The sequence below is a fragment of the Actinokineospora auranticolor genome (assembly GCF_041897805.1).
In the GTDB taxonomy this organism is placed as follows: Bacteria; Actinomycetota; Actinomycetes; order Mycobacteriales; family Pseudonocardiaceae; genus Actinokineospora; species Actinokineospora auranticolor.
Map to the genome: position 1 here is coordinate 2,181,010 of NZ_CP154825.1, position 13,189 is coordinate 2,194,198.

The following is a 13,189-nucleotide window of genomic DNA, read 5'->3' on the forward strand; positions in this document are numbered from 1 at the left end:
ATGGGGCTGCCGACGATCGCGCCGTACCCGATGCCCGCGGAATCCGAGCTGCCGAAGAACCGGGTCGAGTGGGTGCCCGACCCCGACCGCGCGGTGCTGCTGGTGCACGACATGCAGAACCACTTCCTCCGCGCCTTCGACACCACGGCGTCCCCGGTCGTGGACCTGGTGCTCAACATCGCCGCCCTGCGCGAGGTGTGCCGGATGCTGGGGGTGCCGGTGGTGTTCTCCGCGCAGCCCGGCGGGCAGCGACCGGACGAGCGCGGGCTGCAACTGGACATGTGGGGCAACGGCATCGGCCAGGACCCGGCGGACGCCGAGATCGTCGCGGGCCTGGCCCCGGGCGGCAGCGACATCCTGATGACGAAGTGGCGCTACAACGCCTTCCACCGCACGGAACTGGCGGACGTGATGGCGGAACACCGACGCGACCAGCTGATCGTCACCGGCATCTACGCCCACATCGGCTGCCTGATGACCACCGCGGACGCGTTCATGCGGGACGTGCAGGCGTTCCTGGTCGCCGACGCGGTCGCCGACTTCTCCGCCGAGGACCACGCCATGGCCCTGCGCTACGCCGCCACCCGGTGCGGCACCACCGTCACCACGACCCGCTTGATCGAACAGCTCACCGGAGGCCGCAAGTGACCACAACGGACCAGGTCCGCGCCCAGATCGCGGAGCTGCTGGAGATCCCGGCGAGCGAGATCGCCGACGACGACAACCTCCTCGACCACGGCCTCGACTCGATCCGCGTCATGACCCTGATCGAGACCTGGCGCGACCACGGCACCGAACTCGCCTTCGCCGACCTGGCCGAAACCCCCACCGTCACCGCCTGGACCACCCTCCTCCAGCGGTAACCGCTTGTCGTGAGTGGACGGGTCGAGCACCATATCCCGGTATGTCCGTGCCTACCCCGCTCCAGGTCGCTGCGTGGCTCCGGCTCCGCATGATCCGGTCTGAGTCGATTCCGATGGCGGCTGCCCACTGGCTGGTCGACGGCCACGACGGGGAAGCCCTGCGCGCACTGGCCGGGCTCGGCGCGCACGACTTCTACGAGATCGGCGAGGTGCTCACCGACGCGCTCGCCGAGTGCGGAGTGTCCGTTCCGGACTCCGACGACGAGGCGCTGCACGTGGAGTACCTGCGGATCGCGATCGCGTTCCAGCGCGGGGAGCTGACGGTGGCCGAGGTGGTGGGCGGGGTCCGTGAAGCCAACTGGGCCACCTACGAGGGCGGGGACCTGCTCATGACCGCCATCCACCACGACAGCCTGCTCTGGCACGCGGTGTGGGAACCGACCGAGGAGTACAAGGCCGACCTGGTGCGGACGGCGTGCGCGGAGGAACTCGCCTACACCTGGGAGCCGGTCGACGCCGAGGGGCCGGTCGATACCGAGGAATCGGTCGACGTGGACGAGCCCGCGCCCGCCCGTGGCGCGCCAGGGTGGTTCGCCGCGTTCCGCCGCCGCTGGGGGAGGCGGTAATTCGAGTGTCCCGGCCGTGCGGGCTGGGGCATCATCGCCGGTATGGGAGTGCCGAGTCCGCAAGAGGTCGCCGCGTGGGTTCGGCTTGAGCTGCTGAGCACCGAGACCTTGCCGATGACGGCCGCGCACTGGCTCGTCGACGGCTACGACGGCGAGGCGCTGCGGACCTTGGCGGGGTTGGGCACCCGCGACCTCCACGACATCCGCGAGGTGCTCCCCGCTGCCCTGGCCGACTGCGGTGTGTCCATTCCGGAGTCGGTGACCGAGGCCGCGCACCTGGACTTCGTCCGCATCGCGCGGGCTTTCCAGGCGGGGGAGTTCAGCGTTGCCGCGGTGCTGAGCCAGGTCGTCCCGGTGACCGACTTCTGCGGGGATCCGGGCCACCCACTCCGCGGCCTGCCCATGTCGCGACTCGACGAGTACACCTACGGCTATTGGGGCGAGGCCTGGGAACCGACCGAGGCCGAGTTGGCCGCGGCGGTGCGCGAGGCGTGCGCCGAGGAACTCGCGCTGGACTATCCGCGCGGTGTGGGGGAGTGAGTGGTCGTGCGCGAACGGGAGTTCGTCCCGCTGCCCACCGAGGTCGCGGGGTGGGTGGGAATGGGGGCCGTGGCGCCCGAGGTCATCCCCGGTGCCGCCGCGCACTGGTTGGTCGAGGGGTTTGACGGGCAGGCGTTGCGGGAGCTGGCGGGGTTGGGGGTTGGTGAGGCCGGTGCGATCCACGACCTGCTCCCCGCCGCGCTGGCCGACTGCGGTCTGTCCATTCCGGACAGCGTGGTCGCGTCGGTGCACGTCGTCTTCGTCGGGGTCGCGCAGCGCTACCAGGCGGGGGAGCTGGATGAGGGGTGGGTGCTGCGCTACGTCAGCCGGCTCGTCCGCGACCACTGGCACGCGGACGACCTCGTCCGGGAACTCCCGATGGCGCGGCTCTTCGGCGGTGACGACGCGTGGAGCCGCGGTTGGGGGCCTGCCAAGCCCGAACTCCGGGCACTGGTCCGTCAGGCCTGCGCGGACGAGTTGGCCCTCACCTTCAACGCGGAGAGCTGAGCCCCGGTCAACCGGTCCGACCGGGCCACCGCGGTGTACCGGCCCGATGGATCCCGGTGCAGGGCAACGGGATCGGTGAACATGGGGAACCGCGACGCGTCGGCCAGGGCCAGGGTCGCGCGGTCCGGGGGCCAGCCCAGTGCCGATGCCAGGTCGTCGGCGGTGATCGGGCCGCCCGCGTGCATCACGGCCGCCACGACGGTCAGCATGTCGGCGGTCGGTGAGCCGGGGCCGCCGTCCATGTCCTTGTTCAGCCGCTCCAGGAAGTGCGCCATCTCGGCCAGCCGGTCGCCGACGGGGGTGCCGGGGCCGTAGAGCCGGGCGCCCTCGTGCGCGGCGTCGGCCCAGGCCGCGTTGGAGCGGGCGCTGGCCAGCCACGTGCGGGTCCACATGTCCGGGCCGACCAGGTACCGCTCCCGCCGGGCGGTGCGCTCCCGGGTGACCAGCCCGATCCGCTCCAGGTACGCCACCGCCTTCGACACCGACGCCGGGCTCACGCCCAGCCGCGCCGTCAACTCCGTCGCCGTCAGCCCGCCCGCCGTGCTGGTCACCAGGCCGACCAGCACCCGCGCGGCCATCCGGGGCAGGCCCATCTCCACCAGCGGTGCCGCCAACCGCTCGGCGAAACCCCGGTCGGTGGGCGAGACCGCCACCCGGTCCGTGCCCGGTGGCCGCCGCCGGGCCCGCTCACCCGCCGCCGCGCTCGCGTCCGACGCCCGGTAGTCGGCGCCGCCGCCGTTGCGCGCGACCTCCCGGCTCACCGTCGACGTCGGCCGGTCCAACCGGCGCGCGATCTCCGCGTACCCCAGCCCCGCGGCCAGTCCCTCGGCGATCACCCGCCGGTCCGCCGCCGTCAGCCTGCCACCCGGCATCCGTCCTCCACTCTCGCGGGCACCAGTGTGCGTTCACCGGCACGACAACGCAACGGTGATTGCGTTCACCGTCAACACCATTGCAATGATTGGCACAAATCGGCTCTGATAAGCCAAAACTCGCCGCTCCAGCCTTGACAGATCCTGAAACGCAACGTAGCTTTCGAAGTACGTCAACGATCCAGGGGGAGAGGACATGACCACCTCGTTGCCCGCGCCCGCCCCGCTGCCCTTCGGCCAGTCACCGGAGCGGCCGTTCGACCCGCCCGCGGGCCTGGCGGAGCTGCGCGCCGAGCACCCGCTCAGCAGGCTGACCTACAACGACGGCCACATCGGCTGGCTGGTGACCAACCGCGAGCTGATCCGGGCCGTCATGGCCGACCCGCGGTTCAGCTCCCGCACCGAGCTGATGCACTTCCCGTTCCCGGGCGTGCCCACCGACAGCACCCCGCCCGCGGCCCCGCCCGGCGCGTTCGTCGACATGGACGCCCCCGAGCACACCCGCTACCGCAAGCTCCTCGTCGGCCAGTTCACCGTCCGCCGGATGCGGCAGCTGACCCAGCGAATAACCGAGATAACCGCCGACCGGCTCGCCGCCATGCGCGCGCACGGTCCCGGCGTCGACCTGGTCGAGGCCTTCGCCCTGCCCATCCCGTCCCTGGTGATCTGCGAGCTGCTCGGCGTCCCCTATGACGAGCGCGCGCACTTCCAGCAGCACGCCGCGACCGTAGTCGGCGAGTCGTTGGACATGGCGGCGTGGGGCGACGCCTTCCGCGCGCTCCAGGAGTACCTGGGTGTCCTGGTCACCGCGAAGCGCGCCAACCCGACCGACGACATGCTCAGCGGCCTGGCCGAGTCCGACCTGACCGACGAGGAGCTGACCAACATCGGGGTCGTGCTGCTCGGCGCGGGCATCGACACCACCGCCAACGTGCTCGGCCTCGGCGCCGCCGCGCTGCTGCGCGACCCCCGGCAGGTCGCCGCCCTGCTCGACGACCCGGACCGGGCCGTGGAGGAGCTGCTGCGGTACCTGACCATCGCCCCCACGACCGTGCGCGCCGCGCTGACCGACGTCGAACTCGGCGGTCAGCTGATTCGCGCGGGCGATTCCGTCACCCTTTCCCTGGAATCGGGGAACCGTGATTCCGCGCACTTCACCGAAGCCGACAGCCTGGACGTCGGCCGCGGCGGCAGCGGGCACCTGGCCTTCGGCCACGGCATCCACCAGTGCCTCGGTCAGCAGCTGGCCCGGGTCGAGCTGCGGGTCGCGTTCCCCGCGCTGTTCAAGGAGTTCCCGTCACTGCGCCTCGCCGTCGCCGACCGCGAGGTGCCCTACCGGACCGGTGGTCTCATGCGCGGCGTGCGCGCGCTACCGGTCGCCTGGAGCGATTGATCGTTATGCACTGCCCCTTTCGGAAGTTTTGTTTTTGTGCTATAATCAGGAGAACGCGGGATATGTTCCACAGGTGAACTCCTCGCCTGAAGAATCAGAGCAACCCAGCGCTTCCGCCTTGTTCGCCGCCGCCGCGCGCGCGGCCCACCTGGTCGTCGACGAACCACCGGTCATCTTCCGCGACACCGCGGCGGCCGGGTTGCTCGGCGACCGCGCCGACGAGCTGATCGGCTACCACCGCGCGCACGGCTCGCACCCGGTCCTCGCGGGTGCCCGCGTCCAAGTGCTCGCGCGGGCCCGCTACACCGAGGACCACGTCACCGCGACCCGACCCGCCCAGTACGTCGTGCTCGGCGCGGGCCTCGACACCTTCGCCCTGCGCGGGGGCGTCGAGGGGACCGCCGTGTTCGAGGTCGACCACCCGGCCACCCAGGCGTGGAAGCTCTCCCGCCCGGGTGTGCCCGGTGGGGCCGCCACGTACGTGCCGGTCGACCTCGCGGCGGACCCGCTGCTGGACCGCCTCGTCGACGCGGGCTTCGACCCCGGTGTGCCCGCGGTCGTGAGCTGGCTCGGCGTCACGATGTACCTCACCCGCGACGCGGTCGAGCGCGCGCTCGCCGACCTCGGCCGCCTCGCCCCCGGCACCGAACTGATCTTCGACCACGTCCTGCCCGACCACCTCCGCGACGACGAGGGCCGCGCCTACGCCACCGCGGTCGCCGCCGCCACGGCGGAGAACGGCGAACCCTGGCGCACGACGCTGACGCCGGAGGAAGCGGGCGCGCTGGCCGCGACCCACGGCTTCCCCGAGGTCCGCCACCTCCACCTCGCCGACGCCGTGCCCGCCCGGCTGTGGGACCGCGCGGACGCCCTGCGGCCCAGCGAACTGCTGGTGCTCACCCACGCCGTCCGCCGCGGCTGAACCCGGGACGGCACCCGATTGGGTGGGATGTGCGGCAGGCCCGCGCGATCCGGTGCGGCCGACGGCAATGTCCTGGGGTGCGGCACCGATCCCGGTGCCGCACCCATCGTCCTCTATGGACTGTCCGGCCAGGAGACCCGCATGCCGCTCCCGCTGTCCGCCCCGCTGCTCGCCATGGCCGCCGTCGCCGGGGCCGTGCCCGCCGCGGCCACCGTCCCCGTCGGCCCGGTGCCGGGCATCGTCGCCATCCGCTCCGCCGCGGGCGACGGGTGCCTCACCAGCCCCGCCCGGCTCGGTCCGGTCGCGGTCGCCGACTGCCGCGCCGACGGCAGGCGCCAGCAGTGGCGGGCGAGCAGGCCCACCGACGGCGAGGTGTGGTTCGCCGCCCAGGGCCCCGACTGGTGCCTCGGGCACGACGCGGCCGACGCGGTCCTCGTCGACTGCGACGTCGCCGACCGCGCGCAGGCGTGGAACGTGGTCGAACTGGGCGACGCGGCCTACCTCGTCCAGGCGGCCGAGGCGCCGTACGCGCGGGCGGGCGAGTGGTGCCTCTGGCACGTGCCGGGCTACGTCGGCCTCCAGCCGTGCGACGCGGACGTGGCGAGCCAGCGCTGGGAGCTGCCCGGCACCGACGACGAACGCTGATCCGCGCCCGAGCACCGCTCCCGGTCCCCATCGACCCCAGGGCCGAACGGGTGAAGCGGATACCGGACAGGACTGTCGCGATCGCCCACCACCGCGCCGGGCCCCGGTGTCCCGGATCGCCCGGACGGCCCGCCGCCACTAGACCGAACGCACCACCGGGACCGCCCGTTCCAACCGAGACAGCCCCGCCACGGTGCGGGAACGGCCCGCCGCGGCGACCCGGAGTGGTCGCTCGCCAACCGCTCCCGGTCGCGGGTGAACCAATCGATCGCCGAGGGGTAGCCGAGTTGGCACCCGATTCTCGCACCGAACAGGCTAATCTGAGGAAGATCGCCATGCCGTTCACCGCGCGGTCGCTCCGGACGGGCCGGTCCAGAGTAGAACTGCGGTAGAAATGGACGCGGGCGCGCCGCACCGTGGCGGACGCGGCACGCCCGGTGGCGGTGTGGCGGTGTGGACCGCGGCGGCGGGCCAGGGCGGGTCCCGGCGGCGCGGGTGGGCGACGAGCGGCGGGAGAGATGGCGCATGGAAACGCGACGGAAGCGGCTCGCGCAGGCGCGCAAGGCCGCGGGCCTGTCCCAGGAGAAACTCGCTGAGCATTTGCGCCTGCATCCGGGCACCATCCACCGCTGGGAGTCGTGGGGCCGCGAGCCGCGCGGGTACGTGCTGCCCAAGCTCGCGCACCTGCTCGGCGTCACCCGCGAGGAACTCGACGAGATGCTGGCCGAGGGCCGCGACCCGTCGCGCACCCCGGGGCCGATGCGCAGGCGCCCCGGCTCGCGGGCCGCGCAGCGCGAGGCCGAGTCGGTGGCCACCCCCGCCGAGGGCGGGGACGCGGGCGACCCCGCGCCGTAGCCCGAGCCGCCGCGACCATCGAAGTCCACAAAGGACTTCGATGGTCGCGGACTTGCCTCGACGAACCTCCCCGCGCCGACGGCGGCTTCGAAGTCCCCGCGGCCGCGGCGCCAAGCCGGGAACGGCGCCGGGTGGTGGGAGAAAGTGTTACAGCGCGGCGGAGTAGTGCGACGCGTCGCCGGTGCGCACCACGCTGGGCGTGCCGTCGATGCTCACCGGCACGTCCCCGGCCAGGGTGATCCGGTGCAGGCGGCGCGCCTGGTCGTCGTAGTCGGCGATGGCGTAGTGCTGGGTGGCGCGGTTGTCCCAGATCGCCACGTCGCCGTGCTGCCACTGCCAGCGCACCGTGTTCTCCAACCGGGTCACCCGCTGCTGCAGCAACTGGAACAGCGCCTGCGACTCGGTGGAGGTCACCCCGATGAGCCGCTTGACGAAGTGGCCGAGCAGCAGCGAGCGCTCACCGGTCTCCGGGTGCACGCGGACCACCGGGTGCTCGGTCTCGTAGAGGTCGGACTGGAACTCCTTGCGGTACTGCTCGGTCTTGACGTCGACGCCGCCGATGCGCAGCTCGTCGATGTTGGCCGCGTAGTCGTAGGAGTTGGTGTGCACCGCCCACAACCCGTCGACGAGCGCCTTGAGCGAGAGCGGCAGCGACTCGTAGGCGGCGACGGTGTTGGCCCACACGGTGTTGCCGCCGTACGGCGGCAGGTGCACCGCGCGCAGGATGCTGACCGCCGGGACCCGGTCGACGAAGGTGACGTCGGTGTGCCAGCTGTTGGCCTTGCCGTACTCCGAGTCGATCGGCAGGATGTTCGGGTTCTGCACCCCGCGCACGGTGGGGTGCGCCAGGGTCACCTCGCCCAGCAGGCCGCCGAAGGCCAGCTGGCCGTCGTCGTCGAGGTGGTCCTGGCCGCGGAAGAAGATCACCTTGTTGGCCAGCAGCGCGGCCCGGATCTCGGCCACGGCCTCCGGCGAGAGGTCACCGCCGAGCCGGACGCCATCGATGCGGGCGCCGATGTTGGAACCGAGCTTGACGACCGAGACCCCGGTCTCCACAGGCGTGCTCACAGCAGCAGTCCTTTCCAGGTGGGGGCGCCGCGACCGCGGCGAGAGGCGGGGGACCCCGCACCACCGAACCTACGAACGGCGCGCGCGGCCCAACAAGCTTCCGTCAAGCACTGAAATTAAGTGATCCTCGATATTCCATATCCCGGACGTCGTTGACATCCCGTGTGGACACACGGAGTCTTCCCCTGTGCGCCGTTGTTGATCCACCCCACCGCCCCCGTGCCGGGCGCCCGCCCCCGACTTCTTCTCGCCCGCGAATAAAAGCGGGCAAACAGTTATGCCTAGAAAGGGCATCCGTGACCGACATGCGACCCGCCAGGCCCGGGGTGCGCGCCACCAACGCCGCCGCCGTGCTGGCCGCGATCCGCCGCGAGGGACCGCTCTCGCGCGCGGCGATCGGTGAGCACACCGCGCTGAGCATGCCCACGGTCAGCAGGCAGGTCGCGGTGCTCATCGAACTGGGGCTGCTGCGCGAGTTCCCCGAGCTGGTGCCGGTCGGCGCGATCGGCCGCCCGCGCGTGCCGATCCACCTCGACGACACCCGCTACGCGGCGTGCGGCGTGCACATCGGGGTGAGCACCATCACCTACGGCCTGGCCGACCTGCGCGGCACGCTGCTCGACTCCGAGGAGATCCCCACCCCGTCCGGCAGCGCCGAGGACGTGCTCGCGCACATCGCGGGCAAGGTGCGGGCGTTCCTGCGGCGCTGGTCGCGGCGCCGGGTGCTGGGCATCGGCCTGGCCACCGGCGGCCTGGTCGACGCCGAGCGCGGCCTGCTCGACCACGACCGGCTCGGCTGGCACCGGGTACCCGCCGCCGACCTGCTGCGCCGGGCCACCGGCCACCCCGTGCACCTCGACGGCCACGTCGCGGCCATGGCCAACGCCGAACTGCTCTTCGGCTGGGGGCCGCGGGTGTCGAGCCTGCTGTACTTCTACGCCCGCGAGGTCGTCGGCGTCGCGCTGTCGGTCGACGGCAAGCTGCACCGCGGCCCCGGCGGTGGCGGCAGCGTCGCGCACCTGCCGATCGGCGGCGACACCCGATGTCCCTGCGGGGCCACCGGCTGCCTGGAGGCCACGGTCGCCGACCGCACCGTCGCCGAGCGCGCGGTGCGCGACGGCGTCGTCGCCGAACCCGACATCCGGCTGGTCCGGCAGGCGGCGCGCGCGGGCGAACCGCGCGCCGAGCAGCTGCTCGCCGACCGCGCCACCGCGCTGGGCCGGGCCGTCGGGCTGCTGCGCGACGCGTTCAACCCCGACCGCGTGGTGCTCGGCGGCCAGGCCATCACCGACCAGGCCGAGCGGCTGCCCGACCTGCTGCGCGCCTACTCGGCCACGACGACCCTCCCGGGCGCCGACATCGTGTCGGTGACCCGCTTCGGCGCCACCCTGCAGGCCACCGCGGCCTGCACCGGACTGCTCAACCGGCTGTTCGACAACCCCCTGGACCTGTTGGAAACAGCCAAGGTCTCCACCACAGACGACAAGCACGCACGAAAGGCCCCCACCCGATGAACGTATTGCCCAGACGCGCGACTCTGCGGGCGCTCGCGGCGGCCGCGCTGCTGCTGACCACCGCTGCCTGCCAGTCCGCCGTGGACGCCCAGACCGCCCCCGCCGGCGCGTCGGCGGCCCCGAAGTCGGGCGGCGTGGCCGAGCTCGGCGTCAACCTCGACCTGGTGCCCGCCAACCTGTTCACCAACAGCAACGTCTCCATCACCACCGTCGTCGGCCTGGTCTACGACAGCCTGGTCCGCTACGACCGGCAGAAGCTGGAGGCCAAGCCCCGGCTGGCCACCGCCTGGGAGCAGGCCGACGGCGGCAGCACGCTGAACATCACCCTGCGCAAGGGCGTGAAGTTCCACAGTGGACGCGAGTTCACCTCCGCCGACGTCAAGTTCTCGCTCACCTCCTACGCCGACCCGAAGTGGAACGGCCAGCTGGCGGGCACGGCCAAGACCATCACCGCCATCGAGACCCCGGCGCCGGACAAGGTGGTGCTCAAGCTGGCGCACCCGGTGAGCAACCTGCTCGACCTGCTCGACACCGTGCCGATCATCGACTCGGAGACCGCCGCCGAGATCGGCACCGGCAAGAAGTTCGTCGGCACCGGCGCGTTCAAGTTCGACTCGTGGCGGCCCAACACCGACCTCACCTTCTCCCGCAACGACGACTACTGGGGCGGCAAGCCCTACCTCGACGGCGTGCACGTGCGGGTCATCCCCGACGCCCAGTCCCTCGCGGCGGCGGTGAAGTCCGGCCAGGTGCAGCTCGCCCGGGGCGTCGGCTACCGCGACGCCGAGGCCGCGGAAGCCGCGGGCGGGCTCAAGGCGATCCCGCTGGAGGGCGCCGAGTTGCAGGCGTACGTCGGCATCAACGTCTCCGCCCCCGGCCTCGACGACCCGAAGGTCCGCCACGCCATCGCCTACGCGCTGGACAAGGAGCGGATCGTCAAGGAGGTCTACCGGGGCAAGGGCTACCCGGTGTCGCTGCCGTGGCCGCGCACCAGCCCCGCCTACGACCAGGAGCTGGACAACCGCTTCCGCCGTGACGTGGCCAAGGCCAAGTCGCTGCTCGCCGAGCACGGCGCGGCGCTGCCCGAGGTCCCGCTGGCCTACCCCGGCACCGACGGCGTGCAGGCCAACATCGCCCAGATCGTGCAGAACAACCTGGCCGAGGTGGGCATCGCGGTGAAGCTGGAGCCGGTCGACTCCACGCAGTTCATCAAGCAGCTCATCGGCGCCCAGTTCCCCGGCCTCTGGGTCACCAACCACTCGTGGGCCCAGTTCACCCCGTCCACGCTGACGGTCAGCGCGTACCCGTTCAACGCCAAGCGCAACTCCTCGCACTTCAGCTCCCCGGCCTACACCGCGGCGGCCGACAACGCGTGGAAGCTGCCCGACGCCACCGGCGCCGCGGCCACCGCGGCCTACAAGGAGCTGTCGAACCAGCTGCTCGACGGCACCTTCCTCGCCGAGATCGGCGTCGTGTTCGAGCAGGTCGTGGTCCGCGACGGCCTCCAGGGCGTCGACTGGACCCGCAGGCGCGAACTCGACCTGAGCAAGGCGTTCCTGGCGTGACCCGGTACCTGCTGCGCCGCGCGCCGTCGGCGCTGATCGTGCTCTGGCTCGCGTCCGTGCTGATCTTCCTGGTCATCCGGGCGATCCCCGGCGACGCGGCCGCGGTGCTGGCAGGTGCCGACGCGCCCCCCGAGGTCGTGGCGGCCATCCGGCACGACCTCGGGCTCGACCTGCCGGTGGTCAGCCAGTACCTGCACTGGCTGGGCGGGCTGTTCACCGGCGACCTCGGCCGCTCCTACCTGATCGGCGGCGACATCGCCGACCTGGTCGGGGCCGGCCTGGGCAACACCCTCACCCTGACCCTGGCCGCGCTGGTGATCGCGGTGCTGGTCGCGCTGCTGCTCGGCCCGCTGTGGGCGGCCACCCGCAACCGCTGGGTGGACCGCGCGCTCACCGCCTTCCACACCGCGGCGGTCGCGCTGCCGACCTTCGTCACCGGCGTGGTCCTGATCATCGTGTGCGGCGTGTGGTTCCGGGTGCTGCCCACCGGCGGCGTGCCGCCCAAGGGCATGTTCGACCGGCTCGACATCACCGCGCAGTACCTGGTGCTGCCCGCGGTGTGCCTGGCCCTGCCGGTGGCGGGCGTGCTGACCGGCTTCCTCGCCGAGACGCTGCGCGCGGAACTGCGGCAGGACTACATCACCACCGTGACCGCCGCCGGTGTGCGGCGCCGGGAGGTGGTCGTGCGGCACGCGCTGCGCGGCGCGCTGCCGGTCGTGGTGACCACGCTGGGGTTGCAGACCGGGTCGCTGCTGGGCGGCGCGGTGCTGGTCGAGTCGATCTTCTCCTGGCCCGGGCTCGGGCTGCTGGTGGAGCAGGGCATCACCCGCCGGGACTACCCGGTGGTGCAGGTGCTGCTGATCCTGTCGGTCGCGGTGTTCGTGCTGGTCCAGCTGCTGACCGACGTCGTGCACGCGTACCTGGACCCGCGCGTCCGGTTGGGGGGCAAAGCGTGACCGCCGTGCTGGAGGACCCGGTCGAGCCGGTCGAGGTGGCCGTGCCCGCGCGGCCGCGGGTGTTCGCCCGGGGCAAGGGGCTGATCGGGCTGGTCCTGGTCGGCGTCGTGGTGCTGGCCGGGTTGGTCGGGCCGCTGCTGGTGCCGTGGGACCCGTACGCGCAACTACCCGACGCGAACCTGCTCGGCCCGTCCGGCGCGCACCTGCTGGGCACCGACGACCTCAACCGCGACGTGCTGGCCCGGCTGCTCGCCGGGATCCGCGTCGACTTGCTGATCAGCTTCACGGCGGTGCCCGTCGGGGCGCTCATCGGGTGCGCGGTCGGCGCGCTGGCCACGGTCAACAACGTCCTGGACGTGGCCGTGCAGCGGCTGTTCGACGTGCTGCTGGCGTTCCCGCAGCTGATCCTGGCCATCGGCTTGGCCGCGGTGATCGGGCCGGGCACGAGCTCGGTGATGGTCGTCGTGGTGTTCATCGAGATCCCGGTGTTCGGCAGGCTGCTGCGCGCGGCCGTGCTGAAGGTGCGGGAGGCGCAGTACGTCACCGCCGCCGAGGTCGTCGGCGCGCGCAAGGCGCACGTGCTGCGCACCCACGTGCTTCCGAACTCGCTGGAGCCGGTGCTGGTCCAGTTGGCACTGTCCATGTCGGTCGCGGTGTTCATCGAGGGCGCGATGAGCGTGCTCGGCATCGGCGTCAGCCCGCCGGAGCCGTCGCTCGGCGCGGTGCTCAAGACCGCACTGGGCTATTTGGACCTCAACCCGCTTTTCGCGGCCGGACCCCTGGTGGTCACGGCCGTGCTCGTGCTGGGCTTCCAGTTGATCGCCCAAGCCGCGAACGCCGCCCGCGGCGCATAGAGAAGGACA

The 13,189-nt window shown here is 72.3% G+C and carries 15 protein-coding genes; 13 read left to right on the forward strand and 2 right to left on the reverse strand.

Annotated features, from left to right (window positions below):
• The 5 genes from V5P93_RS10135 to V5P93_RS10155 all read left to right on the forward strand — a co-directional run bounded on the left by V5P93_RS10135 (position 1) and on the right by V5P93_RS10155 (position 2,536).
• Complete coding sequence (locus tag V5P93_RS10135; RefSeq protein ID WP_181043922.1) at positions 1–648, forward strand: isochorismatase family protein; 648 nt, start codon at positions 1–3, stop codon at positions 646–648.
• Positions 645–863: a phosphopantetheine-binding protein gene (locus V5P93_RS10140; protein ID WP_181043921.1), complete on the forward strand. Its 219-nt coding sequence runs from the start codon at positions 645–647 to the stop codon at positions 861–863. Before V5P93_RS10135 ends, V5P93_RS10140 begins: the two co-directional genes overlap by 4 nt.
• Positions 864–976: 113 nt before the next feature.
• Entirely contained in the window at positions 977–1,489 is a 513-nt protein-coding gene (locus V5P93_RS10145; RefSeq protein WP_104483184.1) for a hypothetical protein, read from the forward strand.
• Between the two features lie 42 nt (positions 1,490–1,531).
• Positions 1,532–2,029, forward strand: a complete 498-nt coding sequence (locus V5P93_RS10150) for a hypothetical protein (RefSeq protein ID WP_146108381.1) — start codon at positions 1,532–1,534, stop codon at positions 2,027–2,029.
• A gap of 6 nt (positions 2,030–2,035) precedes the next feature.
• A complete protein-coding gene (locus V5P93_RS10155) occupies positions 2,036–2,536 on the forward strand; it encodes a hypothetical protein (protein ID WP_146108380.1) in 501 nt (166 codons plus the stop codon).
• On the opposite strand, the gene V5P93_RS10160 is transcribed toward V5P93_RS10155, so the two are convergent.
• Entirely contained in the window at positions 2,488–3,408 is a 921-nt protein-coding gene (locus V5P93_RS10160) for a MarR family transcriptional regulator (RefSeq protein ID WP_104483181.1), read from the reverse strand. The genes V5P93_RS10155 and V5P93_RS10160 overlap by 49 nt on opposite strands.
• 196 nt (positions 3,409–3,604) lie before the next feature.
• Between V5P93_RS10160 and V5P93_RS10165 the strand changes: the two genes are divergently transcribed.
• The 4 genes from V5P93_RS10165 (at position 3,605) to V5P93_RS10180 (ending at position 7,223) form a co-directional block, all read left to right on the forward strand.
• Positions 3,605–4,801 (forward strand): cytochrome P450, encoded by a 1,197-nt coding sequence (locus V5P93_RS10165; protein WP_104483180.1) that lies wholly within the window; start codon positions 3,605–3,607, stop codon positions 4,799–4,801.
• Between the two features lie 73 nt (positions 4,802–4,874).
• Positions 4,875–5,723, forward strand: coding sequence for an SAM-dependent methyltransferase (locus V5P93_RS10170; RefSeq protein ID WP_219824193.1), 849 nt, complete (start codon positions 4,875–4,877; stop codon positions 5,721–5,723).
• A 141-nt stretch (positions 5,724–5,864) separates the two neighbouring features.
• Positions 5,865–6,368: a ricin-type beta-trefoil lectin domain protein gene (locus tag V5P93_RS10175; RefSeq protein ID WP_104483178.1), complete on the forward strand. Its 504-nt coding sequence runs from the start codon at positions 5,865–5,867 to the stop codon at positions 6,366–6,368.
• Positions 6,369–6,893: 525 nt separating this feature from the next.
• Entirely contained in the window at positions 6,894–7,223 is a 330-nt protein-coding gene (locus V5P93_RS10180) for a helix-turn-helix transcriptional regulator (protein ID WP_104483177.1), read from the forward strand.
• 147 nt (positions 7,224–7,370) lie between these two features.
• On the opposite strand, the gene V5P93_RS10185 is transcribed toward V5P93_RS10180, so the two are convergent.
• Entirely contained in the window at positions 7,371–8,291 is a 921-nt protein-coding gene (locus V5P93_RS10185) for a TauD/TfdA family dioxygenase (protein ID WP_281261701.1), read from the reverse strand.
• A gap of 305 nt (positions 8,292–8,596) precedes the next feature.
• Between V5P93_RS10185 and V5P93_RS10190 the strand changes: the two genes are divergently transcribed.
• The 4 genes from V5P93_RS10190 to V5P93_RS10205 are packed head-to-tail and all read left to right on the forward strand — an operon-like array spanning position 8,597 to position 13,180.
• Positions 8,597–9,805 carry an ROK family protein gene (locus V5P93_RS10190; RefSeq protein WP_104483175.1) on the forward strand — a complete coding sequence of 403 codons (1,209 nt, stop codon included), beginning with the start codon at positions 8,597–8,599 and terminating at the stop codon, positions 9,803–9,805.
• The gene (locus tag V5P93_RS10195) at positions 9,802–11,370 is read left to right on the forward strand and encodes an ABC transporter substrate-binding protein (protein WP_104483174.1); all 1,569 of its coding nucleotides are present in this window, start codon (positions 9,802–9,804) and stop codon (positions 11,368–11,370) included. The genes V5P93_RS10190 and V5P93_RS10195 overlap by 4 nt, the downstream gene beginning before the upstream one ends.
• Entirely contained in the window at positions 11,367–12,326 is a 960-nt protein-coding gene (locus tag V5P93_RS10200) for an ABC transporter permease (protein WP_104483173.1), read from the forward strand. The genes V5P93_RS10195 and V5P93_RS10200 overlap by 4 nt, the downstream gene beginning before the upstream one ends.
• The gene (locus tag V5P93_RS10205) at positions 12,323–13,180 is read left to right on the forward strand and encodes an ABC transporter permease (protein WP_104483172.1); all 858 of its coding nucleotides are present in this window, start codon (positions 12,323–12,325) and stop codon (positions 13,178–13,180) included. The genes V5P93_RS10200 and V5P93_RS10205 overlap by 4 nt, the downstream gene beginning before the upstream one ends.
• Positions 13,181–13,189: the final 9 nt, after the last annotated feature.

Coding starts and splice junctions, on each gene's coding strand:
- V5P93_RS10150 (WP_146108381.1), top strand. CDS start 1,532: ATGGGAGTGCCGAGTCCGCAAGAGGTCGCCGCGTGGGTTCGGCTTGAG.
- V5P93_RS10165 (WP_104483180.1), top strand. CDS start 3,605: ATGACCACCTCGTTGCCCGCGCCCGCCCCGCTGCCCTTCGGCCAGTCA.
- V5P93_RS10190 (WP_104483175.1), top strand. CDS start 8,597: ATGCGACCCGCCAGGCCCGGGGTGCGCGCCACCAACGCCGCCGCCGTG.
- V5P93_RS10145 (WP_104483184.1), top strand. CDS start 977: ATGGCGGCTGCCCACTGGCTGGTCGACGGCCACGACGGGGAAGCCCTG.
- V5P93_RS10195 (WP_104483174.1), top strand. CDS start 9,802: ATGAACGTATTGCCCAGACGCGCGACTCTGCGGGCGCTCGCGGCGGCC.
- V5P93_RS10180 (WP_104483177.1), top strand. CDS start 6,894: ATGGAAACGCGACGGAAGCGGCTCGCGCAGGCGCGCAAGGCCGCGGGC.
- V5P93_RS10175 (WP_104483178.1), top strand. CDS start 5,865: ATGCCGCTCCCGCTGTCCGCCCCGCTGCTCGCCATGGCCGCCGTCGCC.
- V5P93_RS10135 (WP_181043922.1), top strand. CDS start 1: ATGGGGCTGCCGACGATCGCGCCGTACCCGATGCCCGCGGAATCCGAG.
- V5P93_RS10160 (WP_104483181.1), bottom strand. CDS start 3,408: ATGCCGGGTGGCAGGCTGACGGCGGCGGACCGGCGGGTGATCGCCGAG.